Consider the following 16,278-nt stretch of genomic DNA (forward strand, 5'->3'; position numbering starts at 1 on the left):
ATGCAATGTACGTGCCTTTCGTGTTCAGGACTTGTCGCTGGGCGGCACGTAACCTTCAGCCTGAGCGTAATCATCCCCGCTCATGAACTTGTCCATTTCCTGTTGCAGAAATTCCCGGGTCGATGGATCCATCATGTTCAGGTGCTTCTCGTTGATCAGCAACGTCTGATGTGCGGTCCATTCGGTCCAGGCCTTCTTAGAAATATGCTCGTAGATATCCATGCCCTTGGGACCGGGATAGGGTGGACGCGCAAGGCCTTCCAGCTCCTGTTGGTACTTGCGGCAGAATACGGTACGGGTCATCGGTGTCTCCAAAAAAGTTATTGTCTCGGCGGGCGAACAGGTTGCCCTGCGTACTGGCCCTTGTGTGCACGAAGCTGGGCCCCTTACCGTTGCTTCTGCAAGGCAAGGATTTGCGCCATCCCTGGCGGTCATACCGCATACGCATGAACAGTTGACTGCTGCGGCACAAGCCGCAGTTATTACGTCCCTGTACCCCCTAACAAGCCTGACAGATGGCCAGGAGCCGTTTGACCGGTGCGGCCAAACCCACACTGGCGGGGCGCTGTATGTTATACCAGAGTCGCGGCGCCCCTTCCATGACAGCCCCTGCGTCACTCGGCCGCACGATAACCGGCGTGATATCCAGATGAAAGTGACTGAAAGTATGCCGCAGCGGGGCCAGAACCTTAGCGCCGGCCAACTCCAGCGCCAAGCCGGTTTCGAGCTCGGCATCGCGCAGGTCTGTTGCCTGGGGCAGACTCCAGAGCCCCCCCCAGAGACCGCTCGGCGGGCGTTGCTGCAGGAGTATTTCACCGGCCTCGTTCTGCACCATCAGCATCAGTGTCTGGCGCACCGGTAGCACCTTTTTAGGCCGCGGCACCGGCAGTTCGGCGGTGCGGCCCTGGGCAAGGGCCGCACAGTCTTGCTGCAGTGGGCAGCGTTCACACTTGGGCTTGCTGCGGCTGCAGAGCGTCGCGCCCAGGTCCATCATGGCCTGGGTATAGTCACCCACACGATGCCAGGGCGTGTTGCGCTCGGCATAGAGCCAGAGCTCCTGCATCACCGCTGTACTCCCGGTCCAGCCGTCCAGCGCATAAAAACGGGCCAGTACGCGCTTGACGTTGCCATCCAGGATGGCGGCGCGACGGCCGGTTGAAATGGACAGAATGGCGCCCGCGGTGGATCGGCCGATGCCGGGCAGCGCTTCCAGCCCCTCGACGGTTTGCGGAAAGCTGCCTTCCAACTCGCGGGCAACAATCCCGGCCGCCTTGTGCAGGTTACGGGCCCGGGCATAGTAGCCAAGGCCCGTCCAGAGGTGCAGTACCTCATCCTGGTCCGCCGCGGCCAGACTCTGCACATCCGGAAAACGCGCGATGAAACGTTCGAAATACGGAATCACCGTAGCAACCTGTGTCTGCTGCAGCATGATTTCGGATATCCAGGTGTGGTAACTGCTCTTGTCCGCCTGCCAGGGCAGGTCATGGCGGCCGTTCTGGTCAAACCAGTCGAGTACCGCCGTGCTGAATTGATCACTCGTCATTAGTTGCCGAAAAGCCCCTTAAGCAGTTGCTTGGCATCATCCCCAAGCTTCTCCTGAATGCGTTCCTTGACCTTTTCTTCCACTTTCTGCTCTACATCCTGCTTCAGCCGGGCCTTGAGCAGCTCCTTGAACACGCTCAGGTCGGGACGACACAGCTGAGCCGGGGGCGTATCGAAGGATCCCTTGCAGTTAACCGGCCATTCGACGCCCTGGATCTTGTTGTTCACCGAGCAGCTCTGCTTGAACAGATCTTCCTGGATCGTCAGGCCCAGGCGGTAATCGATCAGTGCCTGGGGCAGGTTCACCGAGCCTATTCCCTTAAGGCCGATCGCATCCAGCGATGCCTGCAGATCCTCATTGCTCACGACGCCATTGCGAATCGTAAAATTGCCCCCAAGGTTTGCAAAGGGGGTGGAGTCGTCGACCTGTTCGGCATTGACACCCAGGCTCGCAAGATTGTTAAACCCCCGGCAGACCGTCTGAGCCATATCGATACCGCTGATGGTGCCATCCACCACACTGAACCTGGCCGTTCCGTTGAGGCTGTTGACGATGGCATGCACCGAACGCCCCTGGGCACTGATCTCGGACTGGCTGCTCAGGGTGCCGGTCATGGCCGGTTTTTCCTCGGTGTTCAACGCCTGCAGCAGGTCGCCAATCTGCAAGCCGCTGACATTGTTGCTGGATTTCAGCTTCACCGGCGTGCCACGGACATCCAGTACGGCGCTGTTGCGCACCGTGCCACCAAACAGGTTGACGTTCACTCTGGAGGCATTGACCAGACCGTTACGGGCATTGACCGCCAGATCCACATCACTCAGCGTCATGCCCGAAAGCTGCAGTTTCTGCAGTTTGAACTGGGCATCCAGCAGCAGCGCGCGCAATGGCTCAACCGGAATAACTTCGTCTTTGGAATAACGCTCAGCCGTGCCCGCCTTGTCGCTCGCCTTGTTGTCGGCCGGGCTGGCGGCCTGACTCTGGGGCGGCAGGTAGCGATCGGCATTGAGCTCGTCGCCATTCAGTGCCACACCAATGGCGCCATCGGCCAGGCTGTAGGTCAGGGCCCCGCTGAAGTGCGTGTCATCCAGCGTCAGGGCCAGCGGTTCGAGACTCAGCTGACTCGCCGTGCCGCCCAGTGCGGCACTCAGCGACAGCTTGGTCAGTGCCGTTGCATCCTGCATGGCGGGAAGAGGCTGGCCGATCTGCTCAAGCAGGCTGCGCGGGTTGAACTCTGCCAGCTTGAGTTCTCCACCCAGTATCGGTTTGGCGAAATCCTGCACCGACAGCGAGCCGCTGGCTTTCAGGTTCGCCAGACTCAGGTTCAAGTTGTCGATGCGCGCCAGCTGTGCGATCAGATCGGCGGCCACATCACCGCTGAGTTTCAGTTCCACGGCTTCATCGCCCAACTCGGCGAGGCGCAGTTGCACACTGCTATCCAGGCCGCGCAGACGATACTGCTTCGTCAGCGGGTCGAACTGCATGTCGGCCTTCAGCCGGGTATCGGCACTGAGCGTTGGCGCGACCGCGGCACCGGCCGACTGGTCCAGCTTGAAGCTCAGCTCGATCGGGAAGTAGGTGCCCTGCTGGACGCGGCCCGAGTTCAGCGCCAGGTCCTGCAACTGCACGCGGCTGCCGGCCTTGAGGTCGGTATAGGCAATACGGCCATTACTGACGGCGATGCTTGCAATATCCACTGCCAGGTCCGCGCCTGCAGCGTTGCCATCGCCTTCATCACCGCGACTCCCGGAATGCGCTTGCCTGGCGTCCGGCAGGCTCCAGTTATTGCTGCCATCCGCCGCCTGGACCAGGTTAAGGTCCAGCCCGTCGACCTTGATACTGCTCATCTCAACCTGGCGGGACAGCAGCGGCAACAGTTTCACCGACACATTGGCCTGTTCCAGGCTCGCCAGCGCAGGCTGCTGTGGGTACTGCACTTTGACCTGGCTGAGTTCCAGCCCCAGCCATGGCAACATCGTCCAGCCGATATCACCGTCGATACTCAGTTCCAGCCCGGCTTTCTCAAGTACCAGCCGCTCGATGTCAGCCTTGTAATCATTCGGTTCAAAAAAAACACCAAGCAGAATCCCTGCTGTCGCAATCAGGATGACTACCAGACCAACCAGGCCCAGTATAATTTTCGTCAAGCCTTTCATGGCCGCCTCCATTCATATCGTCAGTGCGCCAGCATAATCGGATCCCGTCAGGAAGCAACGTTTTAGCGTATTGAGCTGCGCGGTACAGGCCTCCTTAAAGGTGCCGGAATCATCACCCGCGCCGGGTCGTGCGCCGCCCCGGAGTTAGTTGTATAATCGCCGCCTTGATCAAGCTATCTGGAGCCCCCCATGGCAGAGCGTACCGCCACGGTCACCCGCAATACACTGGAGACGAAAATCACCGTCTCGGTCAATCTCGACGGCAGTGGCAAACTGAATGCTGATACCGGGGTTCCGTTCCTCGAGCACATGCTTGACCAGATCGCCCGCCACGGCCTGCTGGATATGGATATTCACTGCGTGGGTGACATTCATATAGACGATCACCACACCGTCGAGGATATCGGCATTACCCTGGGCCAGGCAGTGGCGAAAGCCGTGGGGGACAAGAAGGGCATCATGCGTTACGGACACGCCTATGTGCCGCTGGATGAAGCCCTGTCCCGCGTGACGATCGACTTCTCCGGCCGCCCTGGCCTGCACATGGATGTCGAGTTTACCCGCGCTTCTATCGGCCGGCTGGATACCCAGCTGTTCTGGGAGTTTTTCCAGGGCTTCGTCAACCATGCCGGCGTCACCCTGCATATTGACAACCTGAAAGGGTTTAACGCTCACCACCAGGCCGAAACCATCTTCAAGGCATTCGGCCGCGCGGTGCGCTTTGCGCTTCAGATCGACGAGCGTGCCGCCCACCAGGTGCCCTCCACCAAGGGAAGCCTGTAAATGTCGAGTATTGCGGTTATTGACGGCGGTCTGCAGGGGAGTCTTCACAGGACGCAATTTTTCGGCCCGGCCAAGGAGGTGCGCTAATGTCTGGCAGTGTGGCGGTTATTGATTACGGCATGGGCAATCTGCATTCCGTGGCCAAGGCGCTGGAATTCGTGCAGCCGGGGGTTGAGGTGCGGGTGACCGCCGATCCCGAACAGGTGCGCAGCGCCGACCGGGTACTGCTGCCGGGCGTGGGCGCCATTCGCGACTGCATGGCAGAAATTCGTCGCCTGGGCGTCGACCGCGAAGTGGCCGAGGCCATTGCATCGGGCAAGCCGTTCCTGGGCATCTGCGTCGGCTACCAGGCGCTGATGCAGCATTCGGAAGAAAACGGCGGTGTCGACTGCCTGGGCGAGTTCGAAGGCCAGGTACGTTTTTTCGGCGACGATCTGCGCGACAGCGCGGGTGAAAAGCTCAAGGTACCGCACATGGGGTGGAACTGCGTCGAACAGGCCACAGATCACCCGCTGTGGGCCGACATCGACAACGGCAGCCGTTTCTATTTCGTGCACAGCTACTACGTACAGCTGAGTAAGCGCGATCAGGTCGCCGCCACCTGCGAGTATGGCACCCGGTTTGACGTGGCACTGCAGCACAAGAATGTGTTCGCCACCCAGTTCCACCCCGAAAAGAGCCAGAAGGCCGGGTTGCAGCTGCTGAAGAATTTCCTGAACTGGGACGGCACCCTCTAGCCCGGCTAAGCTGCCGGGCTGCAGACGACCCTGAGTCCCACCCTGAACGACGGTGACATCCCCTGTACAGCGGCCGTCACCGGCATCAAACGATCAGCGAGACCATTATGCTTATTATCCCTGCGATTGATCTGAAAGACGGTAAATGCGTGCGCCTGCGTCAGGGCCGGATGGATGACTCCACAGTATTCTCCGACAACCCGGTAGAAATGGCCGCCAAATGGGTTGAAGCCGGCTGCCGCAGACTGCACCTGGTGGACCTGAACGGCGCCTTTGCCGGCACCCCGGTGAATGGCGAGATCGTCAGCGCCATCGCCAAGGCCTATCCGAACCTGCCGATCCAGATCGGTGGCGGTATTCGCAGCGCCGAAACCATCGAAGCCTACCTCAAGGCCGGCGTCGACTATGTCATCATCGGCACCAAGGCCGTTAAAGAACCCGAGTTCGTCACCGAGATGTGCCGCCGTTTCCCGGGTCACATCATTGTCGGCCTCGACGCCCAGGATGGCTATGTCGCCACCGATGGCTGGGCCGAAATCTCCAGCGTCAAGGCGGTGGATCTGGCCAAGCGTTTTCGCAACGACGGCGTGTCTTCCATTGTCTATACCGATATCAGCCGTGACGGCATGATGCAGGGCGTCAATGTCGAGGCCACCGCGGAACTGGCCCGCGAAAGCGGCATTCCGGTTATCGCCTCCGGCGGCGTCACCGATATCAAGGATATCCATGCACTGGCCGCCGTGGCGGATCAGGGCATTCTGGGTGCCATCACCGGACGTGCCATCTATGAAGGCACACTGGATGTGGCAGAAGCCCAGCAGCTCTGCGACCAACTCGACAACTGAAGGAAGCACCGCCATGGCATTGGCCAAACGTATCATTCCCTGTCTTGATGTCGAGAACGGCCGTGTCGTCAAGGGCGTGCAGTTCCTCGATATCCGCGATGCCGGTGATCCGGTCGAAGTTGCCCGCAAGTATGATGAGCAGGGCGCCGACGAGATCACCTTCCTCGACATCACCGCCAGTCACGAAGGCCGCGACACCATGGTGCACACGGTCGAAAAAATGGCCTCGCAGGTGTTCATCCCGCTGACGGTCGGTGGCGGCATTCGTACCTGTGACGATATACGCCGCATGCTCAACGCCGGGGCCGACAAGGTATCCATCAATACCGCTGCGGTGTTCAACCCGGAATTCGTGCGCGAAGCCGCGCAGCGTTTTGGTTCGCAGTGCATCGTGGTGGCTATTGATGCCAAGAAGGTGTCGCTGCAGGGCGAGCCGGATCGCTGGGAGATCTTCACCCATGGCGGGCGCAAGCCCACCGGGCTCGATGCCGTGGAGTGGTCACGCAAGATGGTCGAATATGGCGCCGGCGAGATCCTGCTGACGTCCATGGACCGCGACGGCACCAAGAACGGGTTTGACCTGGGTGTGACCCGGGCCATTTCCGAAGCCGTGCATGTGCCCGTGATCGCCTCGGGCGGCGTGGGCAACCTGGATCACCTAGTGGCGGGCTGCATTGAAGGCAAGGCCGATGCGGTACTGGCGGCATCCATCTTTCACTTCAATGAATACAGCATTCCCCAGGCCAAGGCTTACATGCGCGAACACGGTATCGAAGTTCGGCTCTAGCGCTCTGCAGGGCTTGGCACGAATCTGTTCTGCCAAGCTCTACAGGCCGCACTGGCACTGTGAGTAACACCGTCCGGTGTTACTCGACCGACTCCTGCTCGAGCTCCACATCCCCCATCCGTTCCAGCAGTTTTTCCAGTGCCATGGGACACCCCAGCAGATAACCCTGTGCATGGGTCGCCTTCATTTCACGCAGTGCCTGCAGCTGATATTCGGTTTCTACACCTTCGGCGATGGACTGAATGCCCAGCGACTTGGAGAGCGCGAGTATCGCCTCTACCACAGGGCAATAGGTGCCGGGCAACTGGTTGTTGATAAAGCTGCGATCGATTTTCAGGCCGTCAATCGGCAGGGTGGTCAGGTAGCTCAACGACGAATAGCCGGTACCAAAGTCATCGATCAGCACGCGCAGGCCCGCATGCTGCCAGTGCAGCAGGGTTTCGGCGCACTTCTCAACATTGCGCATCATGGTGGTTTCGGTAATTTCAATGCGCAGATTGCGCGGCGGCACCTGCTCACGCTGCAAAATGTCGAGAATACCGTCACGCAGCCGATCGGACTGCAGCGCCACGCCGGAAACATTGAGCGACAGTTTGAAATCCGGCGCCTGCGGCAGGATATCCTGGCGCAGTGCCCGGCAACTGCGCTCCATCACCCAGAGCGTCAGGGACTCAATTCGATCGGAGTCTTCCACAATGGGAATAAAACGTATCGGCGGGATGAGTCCGTGCTGCGGATGGTTCCAGCGCACCAGCGCCTCGGCGCCGCAAAGCTGGTTCGTCTGCAGATCGATGATGGGCTGATATTCCAGAAACAGCTGCGATTCGGCAATCGCCTGATCGATCCCCTGCAGCACCATGAGATGATCCTGCAACTGCGTCTTCATGTCCTGGCAAAAGAAGCTGTATTGATGGCGCCCGGCATGCTTGGCCGCATACATGGCGATATCGGCATTGCGCATCATGTCCTGGGCCGTTTCGCCATCCTCGGGATAGAGGGTGATGCCGATACTCGCCGATACATTGAAACACTGTCCCGCCAGACTCACCGGATCAGCGAACAGCGCGCTGACGCGCTGCGCCAGGGTATCGGCGCCCGCCACATCCCGTAACGGGAACACCAGGGTAAACTCATCCCCCCCCAGACGCGCAATCAGCGGTTTGACCGCGCCTGCCAGACCTTCGTGCGACACATCATCCACCAGCATCTGCAGGCGGGCTGCCACGAGCGTCAGTACCTGATCCCCGACATCATGTCCGGCACCGTCATTGACCTGCTTAAAATGATCCAGGTCGATAAACATCATGGCCAGGAACTCGCCCCGTTGCTTGCAGCCAGACAGCAGCTGTTCAAGCTCCTGCTGTAGCAGGCGCCGATTGGCCAGCCCGGTCAGGGGGTCATGAAACGCCAGCCGTGAGACTTCGCCATGGCTGCTCTGCACCCGCAAGCGCATCTGCTCCAGCGCCTCGGCCAGTTCGCCTACCTCGTCTTCGCGCTCGAGGCTGAAACTGATGTCCTCATCATTGGCCCGCACAAGGCGGCTGCGAATGGCAAGGTCCTTCAGCGGACGGGTCAGGCACCGGCTCACCGTCATGGACAGCGCCAGGATGCACAACACGAGTATGACAAAGCCAAGCAGCAGCACCAGCCTGACCTCCCGGTGCAGCCCGCTCAGCGTGCCGACCAGTTCCCCGGACATCTTATCTATATCGGTTTGCGCTGCGCCGTAGGACACGGAAAAACGTACCGCCGCCAGGGTCGTCGTGCCCGAGACGATCGGATAGACCACATGCAGGTACTGGCCGAGCGCGCGGGCCCCCGGTCGAAAATGATTCCCCAGCCCCGCCGGAATCCGACTACCCAGGGGTTGGCCGTAGGCCAGCAGGTCGGCGCTGGCATCGTGCAGTATCTTTCTGTCCTTGTCGTAGATATAGATATAGCCGATCTCGCTTTGCGCCTTGAGCTGCGACAGTATGTCTTCAATGGCACTGAAGTCCCGCTGATATACCGGATCGGCCAGACTGTTGGCCAGCGTCTCTGCAAGCAACAGGGCATCGCGGCTCACCTGACGCACAATACTGGTCTCGATGACATCCTGTCCGGCCGCAGTGATACGGCTGTACACACCCTGCAGGATATAAAGTGAAAACAGCAACAAGGCACTGCTGGCACCAATGGTGACCAGCATCAGTATGGCGCCGTAGCGTGTGGCGATAGAACGCCGCAGCAGGGCTACCATGCCAGGTAGCTTTGATAGATGTCATTCAGCAATTGCATGTCATCCGGCAGAATGGGTTCAAAGCCGGTCGTTTGTTCGTAACGAGCCAGCAGTTCGGGCGAGTTTTCGGGCGTCATGCCCAGCAACAGGCTTTGCAGTGCAGTGGTCAATGCCGGTTCCAGTCCCTCGGACACCAGCTCCAGTGCCCGTGGATAAGAGGGCGAGCGATAGATAATACGCAGCTCCGGACGCAGGCTCGGCGGTACCCGCGCCGGATTACTCCAGTCAGCAGTGCTCAGGGCACCCGCTACGACCAGTGCCTTGTGTACCCAGAGTGCATTGTTGCGTTCATTACGGCTGAAGATGTAGCTGACTTGCCCCTTTACAGGTGGCTGTTGCAGACTTTCCATCGCCTGCAGCCTAATGCCCCGCTGCTCCAGCATTCTGCGCGGCAGATAGTAGCTACTGAAAGAATCCGCATGCTCGAACGCAATCGTCTGGCCAACCAGATCACCCAGTTCACGCACCGGCGAGTCCGCCCGTGTATAAATAATGCTTTGGTATTCCCGCTGACCACGTTTCCATTTGCGCAGCAGTGGGCGAGCGCCGGCTTCATGCATCAGGCGTGCCGCGGTAAAGGAAGTCTCGGTCACCCAGTCCACCTCGCCTCGGCGCATCGCGGCGACCAATTCCTCAGCCGCTGGATAAAGCTTTACCTCGCCCGCGGAGATGCCCAGGCCTTGCAGCTGTTGCGCCGCGTACTCAACCATCGGCCGCAGTTGCGCATAATCCTTTTCCGTCCGCTCGCTGACCTGCCCCAGCACCAACACTCGGGCCTGCACCGTAAAACTCAGCCCCAGCAACAATAACAACAACGGTATAAATCGTGACAGCATGTTAACTGTTATCTATATGGATTGGGCAACTTATCAAAGTACTTGAATTTATTGGGGAATAAAAGAGTGTAAACCGCTTGGGCTCAAAAGCGGCAGCCTCGCTGCGATCCTGCCGCACTTTGCGCTCGATCATCATTGCCAGCACGAGTTCGCGGTTCCCGCCAACGGGTGCTCGGCGTATCATTGATACTACTTATGTTGCCAGCCCCCAGGTCCGGCTTTTTCCGCATCTGCAATACGGCTGCCATACAAACACTATTTAATTCTTGATCAGACAAGAGGTGGATACCCCGTGGCCTTTAACGACAGCCAGCGCATTTATCCCGAAACCCGCCTGCGACGCATGCGCGCTGACAGTTTTTCTCGCCGTTTGATGAGTGAAAACCAGCTGACACCCAACGACCTGATCTACCCGGTGTTTGTTATCGAGGGCAAGGACCAGACGGAAACCATCGCTTCCATGCCCGGTATCGAGCGCATGACCATCGACCGCCTGGTGAAGGATGCCCGCGAGGTGGAAGCCCTCGGCATTCCGGCCATGGCGCTGTTTCCGGTCACACCGGCCAGCGCCAAGTCGGAGCTGGCAGAAGAATCCTGGAACCCGGACGGCCTGGCGCAGCGCGCTGTACGCGCGGTAAAGGATGCCTGCCCTGACCTGGGCATCATTACCGATGTGGCACTGGACCCGTTTACCACCCACGGTCAGGACGGCATCATCGACGAGCACGGCTACGTGCTGAATGACCGCACCGTTGAAACCCTGGTACGCCAGGCGCTGTCCCACGCAGCAGCCGGTGCCGATGTTGTGGCACCGAGTGACATGATGGATGGCCGTATCGCCGCCATCCGCGAAATTCTGGAAGCCGAAAACCACGTAAACACCCGTATCATGGCGTACTCTGCCAAGTATGCGAGCGCTTACTACGGCCCCTTCCGTGATGCGGTAGGCTCGGCGGGAAACCTGGGCAAGAGCAACAAGTCCAGCTACCAGATGGACCCGGCCAACAGCAACGAGGCGTTGCACGAAGTTGCCATGGACCTGGCCGAAGGCGCCGACATGGTCATGGTCAAGCCAGGCATGCCCTACCTGGACATCGTTCGCAGGGTCAAAGACGAGTTCAAGGTGCCGACCTTCGTCTACCAGGTCAGCGGTGAATACGCCATGCACATGGCGGCCTTTCAGAACGGCTGGCTCGACGAACGCAGCGTGATGCTGGAATCCCTGCTGGCGTTCAAGCGCGCCGGTGCCGACGGCGTGCTGACCTACTTCGCCAAGCGCGCGGCGCAAGCACTCAACGAATAACGAATAACGGCGCCCCGGCAGGCAGCCGGGCTGGCAGCCTGTCGGACTTAGCGCTGATCTACTGCTAGTCGGCCGCGAATATCAGGAGCACAGGGAATGAACACTCAGATCGCAAAACCCGTCGTCGAACCGGTTGTCGAACCGATGATAGAACCGGCCGATATCGAAGCCGCCGAGGCGGCACAGGCGCTGCTCGAAAGCCGTGAAAGCTTGGCAATTACCGAACCGGTGGAACAGACCCCACTGGACCTGAAGGCGCCAGAGCTTTATATCAACCAGGAACTCAGCCACCTGCAGTTCAACGTTCGGGTACTGGAGCAGGCACTGGACCCCACGTACCCGCTGCTGGAGCGGTTGATGTTCCTCTTGATCTTTTCCAGCAATCTGGACGAGTTCTTCGAGATTCGCGTCGCCGAGCAGCTGCGCCAGCTCAAGTACGGTCGCGAGGCCGTGGGGCCCGATGCCATGCATCCGCAGAAAATGCTCGAGCGTATCAGCGAAATCTGCGACATCAACGTCACCCGCCAGTACAAAATCCTCAATGAGACCATCTTCCCAGAGCTGGCGAAGCAGGGTATTCACTTCGTGCGCCGCGGCGACTGGAACAAGGAGCAGCGCGCCTGGGTGAAGGACTGGTTCGAACAGAACGTGGTACCGGTAATCAGTCCCATCGGGCTCGACCCCTCGCACCCGTTTCCGCGCCTGGTCAACAAGAGCCTCAATTTCATCGTTCAACTGGATGGCAAGGACGCCTTCGGCCGCGAAACGGGCCTGGCCATCATTCCGGCGCCACGCTCTCTGCCCCGCCTGGTCCGCCTGCCCGACGAGCTGTGCGAGGGCGGCGACAACCTGGTTTTCCTGTCGTCGATGATTCACGAATTCGCCCACGACCTGTTCCCCGGCATGAAGATCGAGGGCTGCTACCAGTTCCGCATTACCCGCAATGCGGATTTAACCTTCGACTTCGAGGAGATCGAGGACCTGGCCCGCACCCTCAAGGGTGAACTGCACTCACGCAAATATGGCGATGCGGTGCGCCTCGAAATAGACAACCGCACGCCGGAGAAGTACATCCGCTTCCTGCAGCAGGAATTCACCCTCAGTGACAGTCAGGTGTACCGCGTCGATGGCCCGGTGAACCTGACCCGCCTGATGGCGGTGCGCGACCTGGTGGAGCGCGCCGACCTGCGCTGGAAGCCCTTCTCGCCCGGTATCCCCAACAAGCTCAAGGACGAAAAGACCGTGTTCGAGAGCCTGAGTTCCAGCGAACAGCTGCTGCTGCACCCCTGGCAGTCGTTTTCACCGGTGGTCGACCTGCTGCGCCAGGCCGCCAAGGACCCCAAGGTGCTGGCCATCAAGCAGACGCTGTACCGCACCGGCGTAAAATCCGACATCGTCAATGCACTGGTCGAGGCAGCCCGTAACGGCAAGGAAGTCACAGTGGTGATCGAGTTGCGCGCCCGCTTCGACGAGGAGAGCAACCTCAATCTGGCCAGCCGGTTGCAGGAAGCCGGCTGCCTGGTGGTGTACGGTGTGGTCGGTTACAAGTGCCATGCCAAGCTGATGCTGATTATCCGCCAGGAAGGCAGCAAGCTGGTGCGCTACTGCCACCTGGGCACCGGCAACTACCACTCCGGTACCGCGCGCCTTTACACCGATTACAGCTTTATGACCGCCGACCCGGAAATGGGCGAAGACGTGCACAAGGTGTTTCAGCAGCTGACCGGCATGGGCAAGATCCAGCGCTTGAAAAAGCTCTATAACGCACCCTTTACCCTGCACGCCAAGATGCTCGAACTGATGCATCGCGAAACCAAGAATGCCCGCGCCGGCAAACCGGCACGCATTATCGTCAAGGTCAATGGCCTGACCGAACCCAAGCTGATCCGCGGTCTGTACGAAGCTTCCCAGGCCGGGGTCAAGGTTGACCTGGTGGTACGCGGCACCTGCCGGCTGCGCCCCGGCATTGAAGGTATTTCCGACAATATTCGGGTCGTGTCGATCGTCGGCCGTTTCCTGGAACATACCCGGGTCTACTATTTCGAGAATTCTGATGGCAAACCCGAAGTGTTCTGCGCCAGTGCCGACTGGATGGAGCGCAACATGCTGCACCGGGTCGAAACCGGCTTCCAGCTGTCCGGCAAGCATGCCGAACGCATCAAGCGCGAACTCGACTACTACCTGCGGGACAACACCCACAGCTGGGCACTGGCCTCGGACGGCAGCTATACCCTTAATACGCCGGCCGAAGGCGAAGAGCCGTTCAGCGCTCAGCAGCAACTGCTGAGCGAATACGCCAGCTAAATACCCTTCACTACGTGCAGGACGCACAGCGCGGATACTGACGCCTGTGCGCAACTGCACCTTCCCAGATCCCTCCGACACTTGCGCCTAATCGGCGCCGCCGCTTTCCTCCGACCACCACCACCGCTACACTTTCACTTCATACCATCAGGTATTTGTTATCACTGCCTATGGAAAATTTGCCTTTTGCCGATTTTTCCGGAGAATAACGTCCCTTTCCGGCCAGCAACCGACCGGAGAACATCGGGTATGTGGCGCAACCAGATACATACCGGGCGGTCACACAGAGATCCTGTCTGAATCAGCCTTAACTTCAAGCTATAACGGAATCTACAAGATGCCCCAAGCTCAACCGGCACTTGAACTGGTCGATATACACAAGTCCTATGGCGATCTGGCCGTCATTAAGGGCATCTCGCTCAAGGCCAATGATGGCGATGTCATATCGATCCTGGGGTCGAGCGGCTCAGGCAAAAGCACACTGCTGCGTTGCATCAACCTGCTGGAGCACCCCAATGCCGGGCGTATTATTGTCGCCGGCGAAGAGCTGGCGCTTAAACCCGGCAAGGACGGCTACCTCGAAGCCAGCAGCCGCACTCAGCTGGAATCCATGCGATCACGCATCGGCTTTGTGTTTCAGAGCTTCAACCTCTGGCCCCACAAGACCATCCTGGACAACATTACCGAAGCCCCCATCCGGGTACTTAAGCAGCCCCGCGCCCAGGCCATTGCTCGCGCCGAAGAGCTGCTGGCCCGCGTTGGCCTGGCCGACAAGCGTAATGCCTACCCCGGCAACCTGTCCGGCGGCCAGCAGCAGCGCATTGCCATTGCCCGTGCCCTGGCCATGGATCCGCAGGTACTGCTGTTTGACGAACCCACCTCCGCACTAGATCCGGAGCTGGTCAACGAAGTACTCAGCGTCATGCGCTCACTGGCTGACGAGGGCAGAACAATGCTGATCGTTACCCATGAGATGCGCTTTGCCCGCGAAGTATCGAGCCAGGTCGTTTTCCTCCACCAGGGGCAGATCGAGGAAATAGGCTCACCGGAACAGGTTTTCGACAACCCCAAGTCCGCACGGGTAAGGGATTTCATGTCGAGTCATCTATCGTGACACGGGGGCCCGCTGGCGGGCCTACAATAAGAAAAACCATCAGCCAAGAGATAACCGTATGAATCTGCGCAAACTCCTTGTGACCCTGAGCCTCGTGGCAGGCACAGCCCTGGCGGCCAGCGTCGCCCAGGCGGAAAAAATCCGCATTGCCACCGAAGGTGCCTATGCACCTTTCAACATGATCGATTCCAATGGCGAACTCAAGGGATTCGATGTCGACATCGCCCATGCACTCTGCGCCGAGATGAAGGCCGACTGCGAGCTCGTGGCACAGGACTGGGATGGCATTATCCCCGGCCTGCTGACGCGCAAGTACGATGCAATCATTGCCTCCATGTCCATCACGGATGAGCGCCTTCGAGTCGTGGATTTTACCGATCGCTACTATTCCAACGTACTCGCCTTTGCGGCCGCCAAGGATAGCGACTTCAAAACCGACATGGACAGCCTCAAGGGCAAGGTCATCGGCGCCCAGCGCGCGACCATTGCAGGCCTGTACCTGGAAGACAACCTGGCCGACACTGTCGAAGTAAAGCTCTACGACACCCAGGACAATGCCTACCTCGACCTGGCGGCCGGCCGCCTGGATGGGCTGCTGTCCGACAAGTTCCCGGCCTACGACTGGATGCAGAGCGAGGAAGGCCAGGGCTTCGAATTCAAGGGCGCGGATATCGACATTGACGACAAGATAGCCATCGCCGTGCGCAAGAACGATCCCCTCAAAGAGAAGTTCAATGCCGCGATCAAGGCCATTGTGGACAATGGCACCTATGAGAAGATCAATGCCGAGTACTTCCCGTTCTCGATCTACTGATTTGCCCGGGTACGGCACTCGCTGAGTGCCGTACCCGTATTCCCCTTTGCCACAGGACACGTCACTAATGGATCTTCAGGGTTTCGGTCATCTGCTATTATCCGGCGCCTGGGTGACATTGAAGCTGGCCTTAACGAGCCTTTTCTTCGGCCTGCTGCTCGGCCTGATCGGCGCCGCGGCTAAACTCTCGAGCTTTCGCCTGGCCCGCCTGCTGGGCACTCTCTACACCACCCTGATAAGGGGCATTCCGGAACTGCTGCTGGTCCTGAGCATTTATTTCGGCGGCTCGATGCTCCTCATGTGGCTGGCGAGCTTTTTCGGCTATACCGACTATATCGAAATCAGCGCCTTTGCCGCTGGTGTGGCGGCATTGTCCATCGCCTTTGGCGCCTATTCGACCGAGGTGTTCCGCGCCGCCCTGATTGCCTTGCCCAAGGGCCAGTGAGAATCGGCCTATGCGCTGGGCATGACGCGCCCACAGACCTTTTTCCGCATTATCCTTCCCCAGGTCTGGCGCCTGGCACTGCCGGGCCTTGGCAACCTGTTCCAGGTACTGCTCAAAGACACCGCACTGGTCTCGGTCGTCGGCCTGGATGAGCTGATGCGCCAAGCCTACGTGGCTTCAGGCTCAACCAAGGAGCCCTTTACCTTTTATATGGCCGCTGCCTTCATTTACCTGGGCCTCACAGCGCTTGCGACCATCGCCACCATGCTGATGGAACGGGCCAGCAATCCTGTGTCCCGCGGAGCACGCGCATGATTCAGCCGTGCCGTCGCCTTA

The 16,278-nt window shown here is 59.4% G+C and carries 14 protein-coding genes and 1 pseudogene; 10 read left to right on the forward strand and 5 right to left on the reverse strand.

Annotated elements, in window-relative coordinates; genetic code table 11:
* Positions 1-24: 24 nt before the first annotated feature.
* The 3 genes from F451_RS0100665 to F451_RS0100675 form a co-directional block, all read right to left on the reverse strand.
* The gene (locus tag F451_RS0100665) at positions 25-303 is read right to left on the reverse strand and encodes an oxidative damage protection protein (protein WP_020679412.1); all 279 of its coding nucleotides are present in this window, start codon (positions 301-303) and stop codon (positions 25-27) included.
* Between the two features lie 196 nt (positions 304-499).
* On the reverse strand, positions 500-1,543 hold the full coding sequence (gene mutY / locus F451_RS0100670) for an A/G-specific adenine glycosylase (RefSeq protein WP_020679413.1): 1,044 nt from the start codon (positions 1,541-1,543) through the stop codon (positions 500-502).
* Complete coding sequence (locus F451_RS0100675) at positions 1,543-3,696, reverse strand: AsmA family protein (protein WP_020679414.1); 2,154 nt, start codon at positions 3,694-3,696, stop codon at positions 1,543-1,545. The genes mutY and F451_RS0100675 overlap by 1 nt, the downstream gene beginning before the upstream one ends.
* 189 nt (positions 3,697-3,885) lie before the next feature.
* On the opposite strand from F451_RS0100675, the gene hisB reads away from it, so the two are divergent.
* From hisB to hisF, 4 genes are all read left to right on the forward strand, one after another.
* Entirely contained in the window at positions 3,886-4,479 is a 594-nt protein-coding gene (gene hisB / locus F451_RS0100680) for an imidazoleglycerol-phosphate dehydratase HisB (protein ID WP_020679415.1), read from the forward strand.
* A gap of 86 nt (positions 4,480-4,565) precedes the next feature.
* Positions 4,566-5,216 carry an imidazole glycerol phosphate synthase subunit HisH gene (gene hisH / locus F451_RS0100690; protein ID WP_020679416.1) on the forward strand — a complete coding sequence of 217 codons (651 nt, stop codon included), beginning with the start codon at positions 4,566-4,568 and terminating at the stop codon, positions 5,214-5,216.
* Between the two features lie 107 nt (positions 5,217-5,323).
* Positions 5,324-6,061, forward strand: a complete 738-nt coding sequence (gene hisA / locus F451_RS0100695) for a 1-(5-phosphoribosyl)-5-[(5-phosphoribosylamino)methylideneamino]imidazole-4-carboxamide isomerase (RefSeq protein WP_020679417.1) — start codon at positions 5,324-5,326, stop codon at positions 6,059-6,061.
* A 13-nt stretch (positions 6,062-6,074) separates the two neighbouring features.
* Complete coding sequence (hisF, locus tag F451_RS0100700; RefSeq protein WP_020679418.1) at positions 6,075-6,848, forward strand: imidazole glycerol phosphate synthase subunit HisF; 774 nt, start codon at positions 6,075-6,077, stop codon at positions 6,846-6,848.
* A gap of 79 nt (positions 6,849-6,927) precedes the next feature.
* Here hisF and F451_RS0100705 read toward each other — a convergent pair whose 3' ends face one another.
* Together F451_RS0100705 and F451_RS0100710 are read right to left on the reverse strand one after the other, a co-directional pair.
* The gene (locus tag F451_RS0100705; protein WP_020679419.1) at positions 6,928-9,087 is read right to left on the reverse strand and encodes a putative bifunctional diguanylate cyclase/phosphodiesterase; all 2,160 of its coding nucleotides are present in this window, start codon (positions 9,085-9,087) and stop codon (positions 6,928-6,930) included.
* The gene (locus F451_RS0100710) at positions 9,081-9,962 is read right to left on the reverse strand and encodes a phosphate/phosphite/phosphonate ABC transporter substrate-binding protein (protein WP_020679420.1); all 882 of its coding nucleotides are present in this window, start codon (positions 9,960-9,962) and stop codon (positions 9,081-9,083) included. The genes F451_RS0100705 and F451_RS0100710 overlap by 7 nt, the downstream gene beginning before the upstream one ends.
* Before the next feature lie 292 nt (positions 9,963-10,254).
* On the opposite strand from F451_RS0100710, the gene hemB reads away from it, so the two are divergent.
* From hemB to F451_RS28280, 6 genes and pseudogenes are all read left to right on the forward strand, one after another.
* Positions 10,255-11,265 (forward strand): porphobilinogen synthase, encoded by a 1,011-nt coding sequence (gene hemB, locus F451_RS0100715; RefSeq protein WP_020679421.1) that lies wholly within the window; start codon positions 10,255-10,257, stop codon positions 11,263-11,265.
* Positions 11,266-11,361: 96 nt separating this feature from the next.
* Positions 11,362-13,569: a polyphosphate kinase 1 gene (gene ppk1, locus F451_RS0100720; protein WP_020679422.1), complete on the forward strand. Its 2,208-nt coding sequence runs from the start codon at positions 11,362-11,364 to the stop codon at positions 13,567-13,569.
* 337 nt (positions 13,570-13,906) lie between these two features.
* Positions 13,907-14,683 carry an ABC transporter ATP-binding protein gene (locus F451_RS0100725; protein WP_020679423.1) on the forward strand — a complete coding sequence of 259 codons (777 nt, stop codon included), beginning with the start codon at positions 13,907-13,909 and terminating at the stop codon, positions 14,681-14,683.
* A 58-nt stretch (positions 14,684-14,741) separates the two neighbouring features.
* Positions 14,742-15,497 carry an ABC transporter substrate-binding protein gene (locus tag F451_RS0100730; protein ID WP_020679424.1) on the forward strand — a complete coding sequence of 252 codons (756 nt, stop codon included), beginning with the start codon at positions 14,742-14,744 and terminating at the stop codon, positions 15,495-15,497.
* A 67-nt stretch (positions 15,498-15,564) separates the two neighbouring features.
* On the forward strand, positions 15,565-15,942 hold the full coding sequence (locus tag F451_RS28275) for an ABC transporter permease subunit (RefSeq protein ID WP_020679425.1): 378 nt from the start codon (positions 15,565-15,567) through the stop codon (positions 15,940-15,942).
* Between the two features lie 12 nt (positions 15,943-15,954).
* Positions 15,955-16,257, forward strand: a pseudogene (locus tag F451_RS28280) (ABC transporter permease subunit); the annotation flags it as partial.
* Positions 16,258-16,278 lie beyond the last annotated feature (21 nt).

It is taken from the genome of Marinobacterium rhizophilum DSM 18822, from assembly GCF_000378045.1.
GTDB classification, from domain to species: Bacteria; Pseudomonadota; Gammaproteobacteria; order Pseudomonadales; family Balneatricaceae; genus Marinobacterium_A; species Marinobacterium_A rhizophilum.